We start from the raw sequence: 18338 nt of genomic DNA on the forward strand, positions 1-18338 counted from the left end.
CATCGTACCTTGACCATCCACCATTTTCGCCGTCGCACCAACGCAAAATCGTACAATCGCAACTTTACCTGTATAAACTACAGCTAATTCTGCCACTTTTCTCACATCGGATAAAACAACTGGATTTCCTCCAGTTAATATGACCCTATTACGCTGAAACGGTGGGGATTGGGGATTTTACCTGTACATTATCCAGCTAATCGTCCAAATCGAGCTAAATTGGTGAAAATAGATGGAGGTTTTCCAGTAAGCTGGTCGCGGCGGTATGTTGAGAGGGCGGACGACAATATATCAAAAGCAAAAAAGGATAGACAGCAGAATCTGCTGTACTATCCTTTTATTTTATGCGCGGAGGAGCACGTAATAGTCATTCGCGTTTTTCGTTGCAAATCCACAGGATTCATAGAGGCCGAGCGCTTTCTCATTCTCTACCGACACTTCCAGCTTGATATGCTCCGCTTGATCTTGCTCTTTCAGCGCTGTAATCGTTTGACTTAAAATCTGACGACCATACCCCTTGCCCCTGATCCCAGGCAGCACGCAAAAACCATAAATAAATCCACTAACGCCCGGCTCCACCATCGCACCCAGCTTTCCAATCGGCTCTTTGTTCTCACCTAGCTCCGCAATCCACGTCCGTTCCTTGTCACCCGTAATGGTTTGCATCACGTACTCACGTGTGTCAGCTTCCGTCATGTCGAAGCCTGACATATTCAGCTTAACCAACAGTTCCGTATCGGAACTATCTGCTAAGCGAATGCTCAATTCTGTTTGCGTGGAGGCGGGCGGGATTACCTGCTCTTTCAGCTCCATCACATACTCCGAAAAAGAGTACGCCGCGCCAAGCTTGGTCAAAAAAGCCTTTCCGCTTTCCGAGCCACGCTCATTGATGAAAATAAGTTTAGGAACCTCTCTTTGGCTGCACACTTCCATGGCCCTTTGAACAAGTTGGTTGAAAATCCCTCGGCGCCGCGCCTCAGGATGCACCATGCCGCTGATTTCCACTTCGGTAGATAAGAAGCTGTAAATAGCAAGGAAACCGACAATCCGGTCATTTTCATAATATACGAAATCATTCGTCACACCAGCAGGACGGCTGGATAAAGTGCCCCAGTTTAATTTAATGTCAATACCTTCATGCTTATTACATAGCTCCCATAGCGCTCGAACTTCCTCCAACTCTTCAGGAGATAGTCCCGCTCTTGCATATATGCCTTGTTTCATATGTTGTCCTCCATTAGTCATCTCATTCATTTGGACTTACCTGCTGTCATTATACATGTCTGAACGTTGCCGTGGTAAGCTAATAAATCATTCTACATATTTTTTCGTGGGGCTGTGAACGGTTTGCAGGAGCTATTCGTACTATCTATGAAACCAGACAGAGAGGGTGTTCAATCACTTGGAAGAGAATGAATTCATTCGTCAAGCCATGCTAGGCGACACCGCCGCTCTGTCTCAGCTTCTGCAGAAGCATTATGCATTTGTGTATAAATATTTAGTCAAAATCACGCTGAATCCCTCTCAAGCTGAGGATCTTACGCAAGAAACAATGGCCCGATGTATCGAGAAAATAAAGCTCTACAACGGGACTTCGAAGTTCTCGTCCTGGTTAATCACCATCGCCACTCGGTTGATGATCGATCAGAGCAGACGCCGCCTTTGGGAGCGCAAGTGGCAGGAGAAAGAGCAACTGCAATCCTTACGCCAATTGCAATGGCAGACCGCACATCACACGGATGACGCTTGGCCGGAGGTGTTAGATGCCTTAGCCGATATGCCGCGGGATAGTCGCATACCACTTATTCTTAAACATTACTACGGATACACCTATGAGGAAATTGGCGGCATGCTCGGCATTGCGGAGGGCACCGTGAAATCTCGGGTGCACCATGCATTAAAACAACTACGGAAGGAGCTGATGTAGATGGATGATGAGTTGCACAAGCAGCAGCGGCAAAAGCAGCTTGAGGCGGAACGTTCAGAGCGTAAAGTGCGTGGCGAGGGACAGACAAGCGAGGAGCTTGCCGATGAACTAACCTCTCGCCAGCTGCGTGAGGGGCTTGACCTCCTCGAGGCTGCAGTCCACGTGCCAACGCCGAGCATTGCTTGGTTCGATCAGCAAATTGCCGCGACGCAAAGTAAGCGGAAATCCAGACTAGTGCGCGATCTAGTGATCCTATGGATCGGCGCGATGCTTTTGTTTTATGTGTATTATCTCACGGTAACGGCTAAGCCAGTTGCCTTCCTCTCCATCCAAGCCGCGGCCATATTGGTTCCGTTAGCTTGGCTAATCCTAAGAAAGCAGGTGGATTCTCATGACACCAACTGAATCCAAATTCGATCAACTGCCCCTTTGGGCATGGATCGGTATCGCATTGATTTTACTCGTACAAAGCACATGGCTGTACGTTGACTCCCGCAGGCGTGGCGCTCGCCACCCTTGGTTTTGGGGTATTTGGGGCATTATTCAGGCCCCGGTTCCCACGATTGTTTATCTGTTCGCGGTGCGTAAAATTCACCGAAAATGAATGACGTACTACCATGACGGTTGCCCTCAAGGGCAGCCGTTTTTTATTTCCAATTTAAAAATCCATATTGACTTCCTTCAGTCGAGTGAGCTATGATTTGGTTGTTGTTTTACTAATTTAGTAAATTAGTAATTTAGTAAATATTAATCGAAAGGACTGAGACCTTTGTTAACCAATCGTTATGTTCGTACCATTATCCTGTCCCGCGTGCTCTTGCAGCTCGGTATTTGGATCCGTAATTTCGCTATCCTTCTCTATATCTCGGACATTACCCATAATAATCCGCAGTATGTATCCTTGATTTCCGTTGTAGAGACAGCGCCTATTTTCATTTTCGCCTTCATTGGCGGCACGTTCGCGGATCGTTGGCGTCCGAAGCTGACCATGGTTTGGTGTGATTTCATATCCGCCATTACCGTATTCATCGTGCTGCTTGCTGTACTCTCTGGTTCTTGGTACGCCTTGCTGGTGGGGACGTTTATTTCCGCGAGTTTATCGCAGTTTTCTCAACCGTCTGCCATGAAGCTCTACAAAAAGAATGTACCCGCGGATGGACTCCAGAGTGTCATGGCAATGTCTCAATCCCTCGTAGCTATTTTCATGGTCTTGGGACCTGCTGTCGGTACTTTCATCTATCTGAAATATGGCATTGAGGCTTCGTTAATCCTAACGGGTGTGATGTTCTTGGGATCATCACTTGTGCTTACTTCCCTCCCGAAAGACGACAGAGAAGAAGTCTCCGCGGGGAGCAGTAGCTTCTTAAAAGAGCTAACAGCAGGTCTGCGGTATGTGCAAACCAACCGTGCGCTACGAACGCTGAGCCTCACTTTCGGTGTCACTGGATTAGCCGCCGGTTTAATTCAACCACTCGCGATCTTCATTGCAATTGAGAAGTTAGGACTAAGTAAACAGTCTCTCCAATGGTTTATGATGGCCAATGGGGCCGCCATGCTAATCGGGGGAGCTGTCATTATGGGGGTTGCGAAAAAGGCCAAGCCGCAGATTTTGCTTGCGATTGGTTTACTAGTTAGTGCCATCTGCACGATTGGCGTTGGAGCCTCCACATTCATATGGTTGACGTTGATCCTACAGATCATAAGTGGATTGTTCTATCCATGTATCCAGGTCGGCATTCAAACCCTGATTATGAGGAACACTGAGGGGCCATTCATGGGGCGAGTTGGCGGAGCAATTACGCCGATTTTCATGGGGATGATGCTGATAGGGATGGCTTTATCCGGTTATTTGAAAGATTCGACATCCTTGTTGACTGTTTATGTGTTGAGTGGCTGTTTGTTGTTCGTGGGAGTCGTGTTGCTTGGCCCACTTCTTCGAAAAAAGCAGCAAAACATAAAGCAACAGAGTATGTAGGAAGTGAAAGAGCGATCAGCTTGGCTAGGTGCGACTGTGGTAGGTGCCTGCTAATGCATGGCAGTTGTTGGAGATGGATGTATTGAGGGAGGAAAGAGTAGCTCGAATGCTAGTTGTTGATTGGGTGAGTAATGGTTGTGCTAAGTAGCTAATGTTTGAGGGAGAGCTCTATGCGGCTGGATAGCTTGTTGGCGATCGGGCGAGTGTGTGGTTGTTTTAAGTAGAGTAGCCTGGGTGGCGTATTGCATGGAATGCTGTTACTTGACTCTTCCACGTTTACCAGCTGCGTAGCTTTAGATGGATTTCATACAGTTATTTCCCCCGAAAAGAGCTTGTTTATTGAAATAACTGGATTTCCTCCCGCTAATTCGCCCCGATTAGGGACTACAGGCAGAAAAGCAGCAAAATAGATGGAGGTTTTCCAGTTATTCACTCATTTCGATGAAACCTGCCGAGAATAGATGGAGGTTTTCCAGTTATCTTTTTCGGCAGAGGCGCAAAGAGCTGGGAGAACGCACAGACGCATAGGTGCCCTTGGCCCCTGGCCCCTCCTAGCACTCTCTCACTCCACGCCTCCAACTCACTTAGCCCGCTTCCCTAACACATACTCCTCTGGCGTCTGTCCCAGGATCGACTTGAAATCCTTAATAAAATGAGACTGATCATGATAGCCGAGATCCATCGAAAGCTTAGCCCAATTGTGCGTGTCGTTTCCGTCGGTGGTTTCTGCTGCATTTTGGATGCGGGCGATTTTGATAACCCACTTCGGACTGACACCAACATACTGGTCGAAGAGACGCTGAAGCGTGCGAATATTCATCTGAAAATGTTCGCATATCGCATCAACCTTGGTAATGTCGGGTTGCCCGTACACATGATCCACGATCTGATTAACTAGTAGGACTTGCTCATCCTGTGCAGGAAGTTTGGAACGAATCATGCTTTCCACCAGACTAATGTTCCGCCCATCGTCACTATGGCTAAACACCTGAGCTTCCAAAGAACGCGGGTCGGTGTCAAAAACATCCCTAATACTCAGCGGATTGTCTAACATACTAGATATGTTTTCTTGGACAAAAGGGTAGAAGCCACCCGGCTTAAATTTCACGCCGAACACACTCCCCTGACCTTCCAGGTGATGTCCGTATTTCTCTTTACCAGGTCCGAAAATTGCCGTGCGCTCTGGCTCCACAACGAGGTTCACGCAAGGATTCGGGATAACATGCTGTGTGTAAGGGTCTTTGCCCACTAGGTCCCATCTGACAACCCAGTAGTGCCGAACGAAAAAGGCTACATCCTCAGCCGGCGCATACCGACATAGCTGAAATTTGTGCCCACCTTGCTGAAAATTAATAATACCCAGACTAGGCAAAGAGGGGCTTGTAGTTGGAGTCTCTTTCATCCCTAGATTCGTACTCGGATTCAGATTCGTAGTCATATCGAACACTCCTTGTCGCGTTTTTACAATACATGGGAATACTAGCTGCATTATGATAGGTAGGATCACAGAAGCGAAGGAGTGCGAGCGATTATGGAGCTAAAGTATGAATTTTATATTGGTGCAAGCACCAAGCAAGTTTGGGATATTCTCATCACGCCAGAAGGTACTCGGCAAATTTTATTTGGCAGCGTACTGCATTCAACTTTTGAAATTGGCTCGGATTATTCCTATATTGGTCCTGGTCAAGATGGCGATGAAACGGTTCATGTATATGGCAAAATATTGGCTTATGAGCCTGAGAAATTACTCAGCTGTACCGAGCATGCAGGTCCTTCCTATCGGGAGAACCATGCAGAGTTTGAATCCCGTATGACAATGACCCTAGAAACCGTTGGAAACTGTACGAAATTAACGCTTGTGAACGATCAATGGACGCCAGACCATCCGAGCTTTGAGTCTACCAAAGCCAGTTGGTGGATGATTCTCAGCAACATCAAGACGCTAGCCGAGACGGGTAAGACGCTAGATTTCGGTTGGTAGACTTTTCAAAACTAGAAAAGAAATAGAGGAGTCCATTCGGACTCCTTTTTATATAGCTCACACCTTACAGTGGCAGAAGCGCCAACTTCTCTTTCCCTTCCAAACCATCAACCATCGCTTCCCAAGCATGTGGCTTATTCGCAAGCACGGCATAATACCGCCGCAAGAATTGTGCCACCAACGCCGCACTAATCTCCGCCTGTTCTTCATCCGTTGGCAGGAAACATAGATCCAGTTCCTCAACAGCTTCCCCATTGTTCTCCCAGGATGGGTGTACGTAGGAAAAATCAATCCGCTTGTAGCCAAGATGCGACAGCACCTCACGTCGAACGTAAGGGTCCATCGGCTTCACGCCGCCAAAAGCATGTCCCTCGATCCGATATGGATCATAAATCTCAGCGAACATCCCGAGCATAGGCTTACCCGATTCTGCCGCAAGTCGCTCAAGGTCCTGCCAGCGTTTTCTTGCTAGAAACCGACCGATCCCAAGCCCTGCCCCACCAATAATGGTGAAATCCGTCATTGCCACTTGCCAATCTTCGTAATAGCGATACTCCGTTGTACCGACCACTTTGCCTTCATGCACCGCAACAAAAACGCGAATGCCCGGGTCTTCTAACGGCTCTTTCCATAAGGGATAATCCAGCACTTCCTCCGGCGGGAATACCTCTTTCATCAGATCGTGCATCGATCGAAACAACGGATCCTCAATACTCGTTATACGTATGAATTCCATAAGGTCAACTCACTCCTATTTGTAATATGTAAAAGGATTCCGCCACTCCATCAACAGCGCATGATTCAGCGATTCCTCATCCTCCAAATACCCCGCAACCACCCCGACTGGCGTCCGGCCGCATCTTAGCAAAAAAGTAATTACCGGGTCCTTCATCGTCGCCTTCATCACTGCCTCCACGTAGTTGTCTGCACTCATTGCTTCCGCCACCTTATGATAGCCCGGCATTCGTCCGCCACCAAGCAAACGCGCCAACCCCAACTGAACGACGACCTCATACATGGACTGCATAAGCCACTTGCCTAACCCAAGCTTACGATACGCGGGCATGATGCAGACATCCACAATGTAGAGTGTGTCCCCGTCTGGACGATGCGTGCGGATGGATCCACTATCCGTTACCGTTGACCAACTATGATCAGCGCTAGCCGCCATATCCTCACTGTCCACACGCAGTCCCGTAATTGAACCTACAACCTGGCCCGCCACTTCCACGCACAGCGCTCCTTCGGGAAACCGAGTTACATGTTCCGTCAGTTGCTCCTTCGTCCACCAGAGCTCAGAGGGAAACGGAGGTGGAAAACTTGCCTGCTGAACAGCAATCAGCGCCTCGAAATCTGCCACGCCATAAGTGCGAATGATCGCCTCCACAGGCGTATCACCATCGAAAACATAGAGATGTTTTCTCATGGCATTATGACCAATCCGTATACAAATCCGTTCGGCGGTCACGCCAGGTAGTGACGGAGCCCCGCTCCCGAACGACTGCCAACAGCGAGAGGTCAAGATCGGCGGTCACAACCATATCGCCATTAATCTCCCCTTCGACGAGAATACCTTTAGGCGGGAACGGCACATCATTAGGCGTAATGACAGCGGCTTGCCCGAAGTTCGCTCTCATGAAATCAACCGTTGGTAAAGCGCCGACAGTCCCCGTCGTCACCACATAGATCTGATTCTCAATCGTCCGGGCATGACACGTATATCGAACCCGATGGAACCCATGTCGATCATCTGTACATGAAGGAGCGAACAGTACATCTGCTCCACGGGCTCTGGCCATCCGCACGATTTCGGGGAACTCCACATCGTAACAGACCAGAATGGCAATCCGCCCTTTGTCTGTATCAAAAACCTGCAGCGAATCCCCCGCACCCATTCCCCATTCCTTTACTTCGGTAGGAGTAATATGCAACTTCTTTTGCTCACCAATACGACCATCTGGATAGAACAAGAACGCCGTATTAAACAGCTTGTCCCCCTCTGCCGTAATGTGCGTACCGCCAATTAGATGCATGCCCGTTTGCTGAGCAAGTCCCTGAAATAAGTTGCGATATGCTTCTGTAAAAGATGGGAGTGCTTCTATCGACAATGGCTTGCCGCTCTCATCGCCAATGGACATCAGCTGCGTGGTGAACAACTCCGGAAACAGGACAAAATCCGCCTCAAACTCCTGCGCCACCTTCACATAATGCTCCACCTGTGCGGCAAACTCTTCAAAGCTGCTTATCGTATGCAAATGATATTGAACAGCGGATACCCGCATTTTCATGATTCCAACACTCCTCTACCTCATTCATTCAAAACGAAACTGTTACAGCCGAACCAGCACCCTGCCTCTGACCTTGCCTTCCAACACTAGCTGCGCAGCCTCAGCAACCTCATTCAGCCTGGCTTCCTTATACACCGTCTGCTCAAGCAGCCGTGGCTTCAGCTCCGTGGCCATCCGCTCCCAGAGCGTCTTTCTCACTGCTGATGGACAATAGACCGAATCAATTCCGAGTACATTAACACCGCGCAGGATAAAAGGATACACTGTCGCCGCAAAATCCCCGCCGCCCGTCAATCCACTCAGCGCCACGGAGGCGCCGTATTTCATGCGGCTGAGCACGTGCGCTAGCGCCGGGCCTCCTACAGGATCAACCGCCGCAGCCCAATACTCCTTGCTGATCGGCTTACTTTCGGCAGGCGAAAGCTCCTCCCGAGATAGCACCCGCGTCGCACCAAGCTCAAGCAAATACGCGTGGTCAGCGGACTTCCCTGTGCTGGCCTCTACTTCATAGCCGAGGGCGGCGAGCATCGAGACGCTGCTGCTGCCCACACCACCCGTAGCCCCGCGCACGAGCACGGGTCCTTGCCCTGGGCGCAGCCCATTCGCCTCCATGCGGTGAATGGACAGCGCTGCTGTAAATCCCGCCGTGCCAAGAATCATCGCTTCGCGATGGGTCAGTCCCTGCGGGAGTGGCACGACCCAATCGGCGGGGACGCGCGCATACGCGCTGAACCCGCCGAAATGCCCTGTGCCCAGCTCGTAGCTGGTCACGAGCACCTCATCGCCCTCGCGATAGCGGGGATCTGAACAGGCCACGACCGTACCCGCCAAATCGATGCCAGGTACCATAGGGTACTGGCGCACGACTCGCCCCGATGGGCTGCAAGCCATCGCATCTTTATAGTTAATGCCGGAGTATGCGACGCGGATGGTCACTTCTCCAGCGGGTAAATCGGCCATGCGTAGTTCTTTTATTTTGCAAGAAAACTGATCCTGTATTCGCTCTACGACTATTGCGTTAAAGCTATCCATATTGGGCGCCTCCAAGCTTTTTCTCACCACTACACTTGATGCTATTAGTTTACTAAATTTTGTATCTCCTTTCCATTCTTGTATCCCATCCCTTCCAATCACATTTTCCATACGTTTCCTATGACCCCACGCAAGGATGTGATACCATTAAATCGACAATTTATCTACTAATCCTACAAATACTGGAGTGCAACTCATGGATCCTACACTAACCATGTTCATTTCACTTATCGCGACCTCGGGAGTTTTCACAGTCTTTCTGTGCATGTATGCCTATATCAAACGCAAAGAAATCCCCGGTGCCTATACATTCGTCATCTATACGGCAACACAGGCTATTTATATTTTTGCTCATGCTTTTGAAATGGCCAGCGATACGTTAGTCGAAGTAAAACGATGGACGGTTCTCGAATATATTGGCATCGGGGCCGCGCCTGCCATTGGTTTGTTGATTGTCATGCAATATGTTGGCATGAACTTGACTCGTACAAAGATCGCAGCGCTCTTCATCATTCCAACCATTACCTTAATTATGGTGATAACCAATGATTATCATCATTTATTTTATAAAGACATGTATTTTCGCGAAAATGTACCCTTCCCCACTACGGATATCGTTATCGGACAATATTACATCGTTCACGGCGCTTATATTTTCGGATGTATGCTGGCAGCGGTCGTCTTGCTTCTGCGCAGATGGCGTCAGACAAAAAAAGCCTACCGTTTACAACTCGTAACCTTAATCATGGGGCAATTCATGCCAATGACAGGTGCGTTCGTCTATCTGATGGGGCTAACACCGTATGGCATTGACCCCGTACCTATGATTCTTTGTATAACTTCTGCCATGTACATCTGGGCGATTGTGTCTACAAGGATGTTGACGGTCATTCCGATTGCGAAGGATCGTATTTTTGAAAGTATGCGGGAAGGCGCTATTGTCCTGGACTTCGCCGATCGGCTGGTAGACTTTAACGGTGTCATTAGCGCAATGTTTCCGGGATTAACAACCGACATGCTTGGACTAACGCTCGATGAAGCTTGGATTCAGTTGTCGGGTACGCCGTTTCCCGTGGCGCGATCACAAGACGGTGTGCAGGAAGAATTTAGTTGGCGCGCCGCCGATGGTAAGAAATTCTTTTACCAGATCCGTTCCTCCGTTGTGCGGGGACGCAATGGGGAGCCGATCGGGAGCCTGCTGATGCTCATCGACGTCACCGAGCAGAAACTACTCCAAGATCAATTGGAACAGTTAGCCTATTATGATGGCTTGACGAAGCTGCTGAATCGGACGGAGTTTCTCCGTCGGAGCAAGATGATTTTGGAAGGAGATCTAAGTGGCGAGAAATCGACGTGCATCCTGCTCTTCGATATTGATCATTTCAAGAGCATCAATGACACCTACGGTCACGATGTAGGCGATCTCGCGATTCAGCACGTAGTGAAGGTGGCGAAACGGCTTGAGGCCGACATACCTAACGTGCTGATCGCCAGGTACGGCGGCGAGGAGTTCGTCATGGCAATGCCTGCTTGCTCGATGGATGAGGCGGTCTTGCTGGCTGAACGGGTTCGTGCACAGCTCGCAGCGGAGCCGATGAGCGGCAGCTTTGGATCGATTGCCATAACTGCGAGCTTCGGATTAACGCAGGCAGGCCATCGCGGAGACAGCTTGGAAATGCTTCTGAAGCATGCTGATATGGCCTTATATCAGGCCAAACGGGCAGGCCGGAATCAGGTGCGGGTATTTGACGGAACTGCGGAAGCAACGTTCGGCAACTCACGGTGAGCATTAACTGTAAAAACTACAGCTAATATTGGCTTATCTCGGTGTTTTTTGAGTTTAGATGGAAAAGCTACAGCTAATTCTGACAGATGAGGGCATTTCGGCGAAAATGGATGGAAATTAGCTGTAGGAAATCCAGTTAATCGACATAACGAGGGAAATGCAGCCGAAATAGATGGAGAAAATCCAGTTAGTTGGCGGGTGGGAGTGGCGGTGGGAGAGTAGCGGTGGAAAGTAGCGAGGGCGTGTGCTAGCAACTACAAGCGGACCAGTGACAGACTGATTGACTAGCCGGTGGAAGCGACGTTCAGCAACTCTCGGTGAGCATTAACTGTAAAAACTACAGCTAAAATTGGCTTATCTCGGCGATTTCTGAGTTTAGATGGAAAAGCTACAGCTAATTCTGACAGATGAGGGCATATCCGCGGAAATGATGGAAATTAGCTGTAGGAAATCCAGTTAATCGACGCAACGAGGGAAATCTAGCCGAAATAGATGGAGAAAATCCAGTTAGTTGGCGGTGAGAGTGGCGTAGGCGGGTGCGAGGAGGACTGGTGGACTACGGGGAATGGTGCGGGTTTGGACGGGACTGGTGAGAACCAGTGAGAAAATGGAGCAGGATTGACGGGGCGTGGGGCTAGCTAGGGACTAGATAGTTTCTGTCGGAGGACTGGCGGGGGAACGGAAACTAACTCGTCACTGGCGAGGACAGTGCTAGCACCTACAAATGAGTGTCAACAGGCTGATTCACGCTAAGCAAAAAGGGAGTTCCCCTCCACGGGAACTCCCTTTCTATTTCCTGCCGGACTCCACGTCCGTCAAAGCGAGCTGGCTTCGCTGAATTGGCTCGCATACAAATCATAGTAATGCCCACGAAGAGCCAACAGCTCTTCGTGCGTACCGCGCTCCACGATCTCGCCGCCGTGGATGACCAGAATGGCACTCGCTTCGCGGATCGTGCTGAGCCGGTGGGCGATCACGAAGCTCGTTCGCCCCTTCATGAGCACGCCCATCGCCTGCTGGATGTGCTGCTCGGTGCGCGTGTCGACGGAGCTCGTCGCCTCATCGAGCACAAGAATCGCGGGGTCGGCGAGAATCGCCCGCGCGATCGTGAGCAGCTGCCGCTGGCCCTGACTCAAGTTGCCGCCTCCGGCGGTCAACTTGGCGTCATAGCCGCTCGGCAGCTTGCGAATGAACCCGTCCGCGTTCGCAAGCTGCGCGGCGGCTTCGACTTCTTCGTCCGTCGCGTCTAAGCGGCCGAAGCGGATATTTTCTCGGATCGTCCCCGAGAACAGGTAGACATCCTGCAGCACGAGGCCGAGTTGGCTGCGTAGGCTGTCTTTTTCCATCTCACGAATGTCTAAGCCATCAATCGTAATACTGCCCTCATTTATATCGTAGAAGCGAGTTAGCAGATTAATGATCGTCGTTTTACCAGCACCCGTGGGACCCACGAGAGCGATCAAATCACCAGGCTCCGCAGTGAACGAAACCTCATGCAACGTGGGCACTTCGTCGGTGTAGCTGAAGGAAACGTTTTGAAACACGACTTCCCCTTTGACATCCGTTAGCTGGACACCCTCTTTACTCGATTCGTACTCCGTCTCATTATCCATCACTTCAAAAACTCGCTCCGCACCCGCAATACCCGACTGAATCATATTGTACTGGTTAGCGAGATCGTTAATCGGACGGCTAAATTGCTTCGAATAGTTCAAAAAGCTGATAATCACGCCAACCATCGTCCATCCCCTCAGCACCATCCAACCGCCGATAGCAGCCAGTAAAATGAAGCTAAAATGATTGATCATATTCATGCTCGGCCCCATCATTCCCGAGAGCTGCTGCGCACCAGTACCAGCGACTCGAAGCTGCTTATTGATTGCAGCGAGTTGATCGACGGCAGCGGCTTCGCGTTGGAATGTTTTCACAACCTTTTGCCCAGAAATTGTCTCCTCAATCAAGCCATTCAGCTCACCGAGTCTCTGCTGTTGCTCTTTGAACAAGCGTTGGGTATGTTTCGTGATTTGCTTGGTTGTGAAAAGCACGATCGGAACCGTGATTAAGGCGATGAGCGTAAGCCAAATATTCAATGTAATCATCATGATCAAAGACCCGACAATCATAATGATGCTGGTCATAATTTGTGTTAAATTTTGACTGAGCGTGGTCGCAACGTTATCGACATCATTGGTCGTGCGGCTCATGAGTTCCCCATGTGAGGTCTTGTCAAAATAGCTAATAGGCAGCTTGTGCAGGTGGCGAAAAAGATCCTGTCTCATTTGCCACACGGTCCGCTGGGATACCCCAGCAACCAGATAGGATTGGATCCAAGACGCGGCCCCGCTGACTACGTAACAGCCCAGCAGCAGGAGACAGAGCCCCAGCAGTCCATCCTGGTCTCGCGGTATGATGTAATCATCAATCGCTCTTCCGATTAAAAATGGCCCTAGCAAGGCAAGGCCGCTGCCGAGAACTGTCAAAATCGCAACGGTGAGCAGCCCGGTACGTTGTAGCCTCAGATAGCCCCACATGCGAAGGAGGGTTGCGCCGATGTTTTTCGCGCGTGGTTTGCGCGTTTGCTTGTTAGCCATGCAGAGCCGCCTCCTTCCCTTGCTGGGAATTATAAATATCTTGGTACAGCTGGCTTGTCGCCAACAGTTCCTCATGTGTTCCTCGCGCAGCGATACGCCCCTCATCTAGGACAAGGATTTGATCGGCCTGCAAAACGGAGGAGACGCGCTGTGCGATAATGATGCGTGTGCTGCCTGCCATCAACGCTTGCAAGGAACGCTGGATGCGTTTCTCCGTGCCCAAATCAATTGCACTCGTGCTGTCATCCAGCACAAGTAATGGGGATCGCAAAAGCAAGGCCCGAGCTATCGCTATTCGCTGCTTTTGACCGCCAGATAGATTCACGCCTCGTTGCCCCAACTTGGCTTCATAGCCTTCAGGCAGTTTGGAGATGAAACTATCAGCCTCTGCTGCTTGGGCGACAGCCACCATCTCTGCCTCCGATGCTCCTGGCTTGCCGAATAGAATGTTGTCGCGAATCGTCCCGCTAAACAAAATGGACTGCTGCAGCACAATGCCAATCTGGCTACGCAAGTGTTCGACGGGCAACTCTTTCACATCAACGCCATTTAGACGAATATGTCCACTGGACGCGTCATAGAGTCGGGGGATCAAGCTAACCAGTGTAGATTTACCTGAACCTGTTGCCCCAAGTATGCCAATGGTTTGACCTGGCAGTGCTTTAAACGAAATATCCTTGAGAACTGGCTGATCGGGAGCTGTCTCATACACGAAGGAAACCCGTTCAAATTCTAACTCACAGCCCACCACAGTGGATGATGTAGCCAAGGATTGGTGTGGTTTAAGTAGCTCTGCTTTTTCCTGATCCTGAGCAGGTTCATTTGGATCCACCTTCGTATCGAGCACCTCTCGAATCCGTTCAGCGGAAACCTGCGCACGGGAAATATTCATCAGCGTATTCGTTATAGATACAAGCGAAAACAACACTTGGCTGATATAGATGATGAATGCGGCCAAATCGCCGATAGCCATCGAACCGCTCCATGTTTGAGCACCGCCGAACCAGAGAACGGCAACGATGCTTATGTTCAAAATCAACGTCATCAGCGGCCCGCTTGTAGCTAAGGCGCGAGCAGAGCTAAGGCTGGCGTTCAGCAGGTCCGTGTTCGCTTGGCCAAATCGGGTCCGCTCGAAGGCGGCGCGAACAAAAGCTTTGATCACACGAATGCCCGTCGTGCTCTCTTGCATAACCGTGTTTACGCGATCGATCTTCGTCTGCATTTGGCGAAAAAGCGGTGTAGAGCGTTTCATCAACAGATACAGAATGACAAATTGAATCGGTACAACAGCTAACAAGATCAAGGAAAGTCGTGGTGAAATGACCACAGCCATGATCAAACTGCCGATAAGCAGCGACGCTTCACGCGTAAATTGACGCAGTAAAATTTGCAGGATGTTCAGCATTTGCATCACATCGCTGGTCAAACGAGTGATCAGTGAACCGGTCGAGAATGTATCCAACTGTCGGAACGACAAGGATTGGACTTTCTCGAATACGCTTATCCGCAGGTCAGCGCCAAAGTTCTGGGCAGCTTTCACTGTGAAAAATGTACAGCCCACTCCGCCTATAAGACCAATGATGGCGACGCCTAACATATGTAAGCCTGTCGACCAGATCAATGCGAGATTCCCCTCAGCAACACCGTGATTCACAATGGTCGCCATGAGGCGAGGCTGCGATAAATCCATACATACCTCCATCACCATCAGCAAAGGAGCGAGCAGCGTTATGAACCAATACGGTTTAACAAACGAACGTAGTTTCCACATGGCATGATGTCCTTTCTTTTGTTTGTCAGCTAACCAAATTACTCCTCTTTGGGACGGAGATTATCTTTCATTTGAAGCAGAAGGCGGCGGAACAGCAGCTTTTCCTCGGGTAAAAAATGCGCAAAGATCATCTCATCCGTTGTATTGATCGCCTCTTTGACATGTACCGTGACTTCCTTGCCCTTCTCGGTCAGGTAGACACGCGTAACTCTTTGATCGTTCTCATCAGGACGGCGTTCGACAAGGCCGGTTTTCTCCATGCGGTCAACCATGACGCTTAATGTCGCCCGTTTATTATGAATGCGCGAGGCTAGCTCGCTATGGCTAAGTCCATCCTCTACGGACAATGCCAGCAGCAACGGAGGTTGCCCTGGATAAACATCATAGGGATGAATGATTTGATCAATTGTATGTCGGTGCATTTTCAGCAAATGTGACATCAAATGAGTTAGCGATTCTGGATTATGGTGATGGCGAGACAATGAAACGCCCTCCTTTTTAGTTAGTCGGCTAATTAATATTTTAGGTAGCATTGCTTGTCCTGTCAATACGATTTTTACATGTGCACGTGAGTGGGCATGGTGATAGGAAATTGGGATGAATAGTGAGCTGGTATGGAGGATGCTTGGGGAGGATGTTGTTGGTGAGGGTGGGTTGGGGAGTAATTGGCTTGTTTCTGGTGCGGGGGCTTGGTGGGGATGGGGCGTCTGTTGGTGCTGGCGGGTTAGGGACTAATTGGCTTGTTTTCTGGTGCGGGGGGATGGTGGGGATGAGGTGGATGGTGGTGCTGGCGGGTGGGGTGGAGTAATTGGCTTGTTTCTAGTGCGGAGGCTGGGTGGGGCATGCTGCGTCTGTTGGTACTGGCGGTTGGGGTGAGAGTAATTGGCTTGTTTTCTGGTGCGGGGGCTGGGTGGGTATGAGGCGTCTGTTGGTGCGGCTGGGTTAGGGAGTAATTGGCTTGTTTTCTGGTGCGGGGGCTTGATGGGTATGAGTCATCTGTTGGTGCGGGTGGGTTGAGGAGTAATTGGCTTGTTTCTGGTGCGGGGGGCTGGGTGGGGCATGGTGCGTCTGTTGGTGCTGGCGGGTGTTAGGGAGTAATTAAGTAGCCCAGCAACCACTTAGATGGAAAACCTCCATCTAATTTCATCCTTTTCCTCTCAAATTTTAGATTAGATGGATTTCCTACATGTAATTTCGCCCATTTAGCGCCATAAGCGAGAACTCAGGGAAATTAGCTGTACATTTTCCAGTTATTCTCCAATTTCGATCATTCCCCTCGAAATTAGCTGTAGTTTATCCAGTTATTCTGCCACTACTGGAAGCAGCGCCTCAAACGCGCGCCACTACGCGCGCGCAACAAAAAATCCCTGGTCCACCGACCAGGGAATACGCACTACCTTACTGCTGCGCGAAGCCCACCGCAGCCAAAAACCGTCCGAACGCCGCTTGCCCGGCTTCGTCTCTCTTGAAGACGCCTGCGTCGAGCAGGACGTCCATGAACTTGCTGCCGACCTCGGTCTGCAGCACCGCATTCGCCGCGTCGGCCGTCAGCGACGCGCCGTGCTTCGCGAGCAGCTCCGCGATCCAATCCGCATGCTTATGCAGCGGATGGCTCAGATCGCTTAGCTCGCGGCCGATCTCGGCTTCACCGGTGAGCAGCTTGGCAATCGCTGCCAGTTCCTCTTGCAGGCGGCCTGGCAGCACCGCCAGCCCCATAACCTCAATCAAGCCGATGTTCTCCTTCTTGATGTGGTGCAAGTGCTGATGCGGATGGAAAATCCCATCCGGATGCTCTGCGCTGGTGCGATTGTTCCGCAACACCAGATCAAGCTCGTACTCGCCGCGCGCGTTGTTGCGGGCGATCGGCGTAATCGTGTTATGCGGCACGTGCTGTCCGTCCTTCTCGCTGAACGCGAGGACTTCCGCTTCCGCATCGCTGTAAGCACGCCAGTCGTCGAGCAACTTACTCGCCAGCTTGTACAGCTGTTGCTTGTTGTGCCCGCTCAGGCGCAGCACCGACATCGGCCACTTCACAATCGCGGCCTTCACACCAGCATAATCCGCATGTGAGAATGCTTTCTCACTTGGCGCTTTTTCCATCGGGAACTTGTGACGCCCGCCTTGGAAATGATCGTGGTTCAGGATCGATCCCCCAACGATCGGCAGGTCTGCATTTGAACCGATGAAGTAATGCGGGAACTGTTCGATGAAGTCGAGCAAACGGTAGAACGTATTTGCCGTTGTTTTCATCGGAATATGCTTTTCATGGAAGATTATGCTGTGCTCGTTATAGTACACGTAAGGTGAATACTGCAAGTACCACTTCTCGTTATCCAACTCGAGTGGGATGACACGCAGATTCTGTCTAGCCGGGTGATTCACACGGCCTGCATAACCCAGATTGTCTACGCAGAGTAGACATAGGGGGTAGCTGCTTTGTGGCAGCGTTTTGAGCAGCGCAATTTCCTTCGGATCCTTCTCCGGCTTAGACAGGTTGATCGTAATTTCCAAATCCCCGTACGTCGTTTCAGCCAGCCAGTAAGCATTCTTCGCAATACGATCCATACGAATATAGTTGGAATCGATGGATTGCTTGTAGAAATAAGCCGTCGCCGCTTCCACATTCTGCGTTTTCGCGATCTTCCAGAATTCACTGACCACCTCAGAAGGACGGGGCATCATGAGTCCCATAATACGTGCGTCCAGCAAATCGCGGTACGTCATCGTGTTCTCTTCCAGTAGCCCTGCTTCCCAAGCTGCATCTAACAGCTCTTCCAGCAAGCCAACCGGACTGCTCAATTTCTCCGCAGGTACTTCCCCTTGGAAAGGCTCCGCTAGACCGAATAAATCCAATAAAGCATTACGCGATGTATACACATCCAACTGTTCGATCAATCCGTTTTGGGTAGCGAACTGCAGGAGTCTTTCTATTGTTAACGCTGCAGATTGCGGCGTTTGTAATGTGCGTTCCATATTGCCACTTCCCT

Annotated in this window: 17 protein-coding genes; 7 read left to right on the plus strand and 10 right to left on the minus strand. The window is 50.3% G+C overall.

The genetic code is table 11. From position 1 onward, the window contains the following. Positions 1–342 precede the first annotated feature (342 nt). Complete coding sequence (locus GC096_RS37300) at positions 343–1224, minus strand: GNAT family N-acetyltransferase (protein ID WP_171638201.1); 882 nt, start codon at positions 1222–1224, stop codon at positions 343–345. 178 nt (positions 1225–1402) lie between these two features. Between GC096_RS37300 and sigY the strand changes: the two genes are divergently transcribed. The 4 genes from sigY (at position 1403) to GC096_RS37320 (ending at position 3902) form a co-directional block, all read left to right on the plus strand. Then, positions 1403–1927, plus strand: a complete 525-nt coding sequence (sigY, locus tag GC096_RS37305; RefSeq protein ID WP_171638203.1) for an RNA polymerase sigma factor SigY — start codon at positions 1403–1405, stop codon at positions 1925–1927. Then, entirely contained in the window at positions 1928–2332 is a 405-nt protein-coding gene (locus GC096_RS37310; RefSeq protein WP_171638205.1) for a YxlC family protein, read from the plus strand. It abuts the gene before it with no gap. Continuing rightward, positions 2319–2531, plus strand: a complete 213-nt coding sequence (locus GC096_RS37315; RefSeq protein WP_171638207.1) for a sigmaY antisigma factor component — start codon at positions 2319–2321, stop codon at positions 2529–2531. Before GC096_RS37310 ends, GC096_RS37315 begins: the two co-directional genes overlap by 14 nt. A 165-nt stretch (positions 2532–2696) precedes the next feature. Beyond that, complete coding sequence (locus tag GC096_RS37320; RefSeq protein WP_171638209.1) at positions 2697–3902, plus strand: MFS transporter; 1206 nt, start codon at positions 2697–2699, stop codon at positions 3900–3902. A gap of 580 nt (positions 3903–4482) precedes the next feature. Here GC096_RS37320 and GC096_RS37325 read toward each other — a convergent pair. Next, positions 4483–5340 (minus strand): helix-turn-helix domain-containing protein, encoded by an 858-nt coding sequence (locus GC096_RS37325; RefSeq protein ID WP_246303270.1) that lies wholly within the window; start codon positions 5338–5340, stop codon positions 4483–4485. Between the two features lie 93 nt (positions 5341–5433). On the opposite strand from GC096_RS37325, the gene GC096_RS37330 reads away from it, so the two are divergent. Then, a complete protein-coding gene (locus GC096_RS37330) occupies positions 5434–5883 on the plus strand; it encodes an SRPBCC domain-containing protein (protein WP_171638211.1) in 450 nt (149 codons plus the stop codon). Between the two features lie 64 nt (positions 5884–5947). On the opposite strand, the gene GC096_RS37335 is transcribed toward GC096_RS37330, so the two are convergent. From GC096_RS37335 to GC096_RS37350, 4 genes are read right to left on the minus strand one after another with little or no spacing between them, the layout of a single operon-like run. Further along, positions 5948–6619: a GNAT family N-acetyltransferase gene (locus GC096_RS37335; protein WP_171638213.1), complete on the minus strand. Its 672-nt coding sequence runs from the start codon at positions 6617–6619 to the stop codon at positions 5948–5950. 15 nt (positions 6620–6634) lie between these two features. After that, positions 6635–7309 carry a GNAT family N-acetyltransferase gene (locus GC096_RS37340; protein WP_171638215.1) on the minus strand — a complete coding sequence of 225 codons (675 nt, stop codon included), beginning with the start codon at positions 7307–7309 and terminating at the stop codon, positions 6635–6637. Between the two features lie 4 nt (positions 7310–7313). Further along, positions 7314–8171 carry a carbon-nitrogen hydrolase family protein gene (locus tag GC096_RS37345; protein ID WP_171638217.1) on the minus strand — a complete coding sequence of 286 codons (858 nt, stop codon included), beginning with the start codon at positions 8169–8171 and terminating at the stop codon, positions 7314–7316. A 42-nt stretch (positions 8172–8213) separates the two neighbouring features. After that, a complete protein-coding gene (locus GC096_RS37350) occupies positions 8214–9203 on the minus strand; it encodes an acrylyl-CoA reductase family protein (protein WP_171638454.1) in 990 nt (329 codons plus the stop codon). A 196-nt stretch (positions 9204–9399) separates the two neighbouring features. Between GC096_RS37350 and GC096_RS37355 the strand changes: the two genes are divergently transcribed. Then, on the plus strand, positions 9400–10989 hold the full coding sequence (locus GC096_RS37355) for a histidine kinase N-terminal 7TM domain-containing diguanylate cyclase (protein ID WP_171638219.1): 1590 nt from the start codon (positions 9400–9402) through the stop codon (positions 10987–10989). An 815-nt stretch (positions 10990–11804) separates the two neighbouring features. On the opposite strand, the gene GC096_RS37360 is transcribed toward GC096_RS37355, so the two are convergent. Genes GC096_RS37360 through GC096_RS37370 form a run of 3 tightly spaced genes read right to left on the minus strand, consistent with a single transcriptional unit; the run spans position 11805 to position 15833 of the window. Continuing rightward, positions 11805–13580: an ABC transporter ATP-binding protein gene (locus GC096_RS37360; RefSeq protein WP_246303271.1), complete on the minus strand. Its 1776-nt coding sequence runs from the start codon at positions 13578–13580 to the stop codon at positions 11805–11807. After that, on the minus strand, positions 13573–15351 hold the full coding sequence (locus tag GC096_RS37365) for an ABC transporter ATP-binding protein (RefSeq protein ID WP_171638222.1): 1779 nt from the start codon (positions 15349–15351) through the stop codon (positions 13573–13575). Before GC096_RS37365 ends, GC096_RS37360 begins: the two co-directional genes overlap by 8 nt. Positions 15352–15389: 38 nt before the next feature. Next, positions 15390–15833: a MarR family winged helix-turn-helix transcriptional regulator gene (locus GC096_RS37370; protein WP_246303272.1), complete on the minus strand. Its 444-nt coding sequence runs from the start codon at positions 15831–15833 to the stop codon at positions 15390–15392. A 152-nt stretch (positions 15834–15985) separates the two neighbouring features. On the opposite strand from GC096_RS37370, the gene GC096_RS37375 reads away from it, so the two are divergent. After that, a complete protein-coding gene (locus GC096_RS37375) occupies positions 15986–16159 on the plus strand; it encodes a hypothetical protein (RefSeq protein ID WP_171638226.1) in 174 nt (57 codons plus the stop codon). Positions 16160–16749: 590 nt separating this feature from the next. Here GC096_RS37375 and GC096_RS37380 read toward each other — a convergent pair. Continuing rightward, a complete protein-coding gene (locus tag GC096_RS37380; RefSeq protein WP_171638228.1) occupies positions 16750–18324 on the minus strand; it encodes a UDP-glucose--hexose-1-phosphate uridylyltransferase in 1575 nt (524 codons plus the stop codon). Positions 18325–18338: the final 14 nt, after the last annotated feature.

Origin of the sequence: Paenibacillus plantarum, assembly GCF_013141695.1 — a bacterium.
GTDB lineage: Bacteria > Bacillota > Bacilli > Paenibacillales > NBRC-103111 > Paenibacillus_E > Paenibacillus_E plantarum.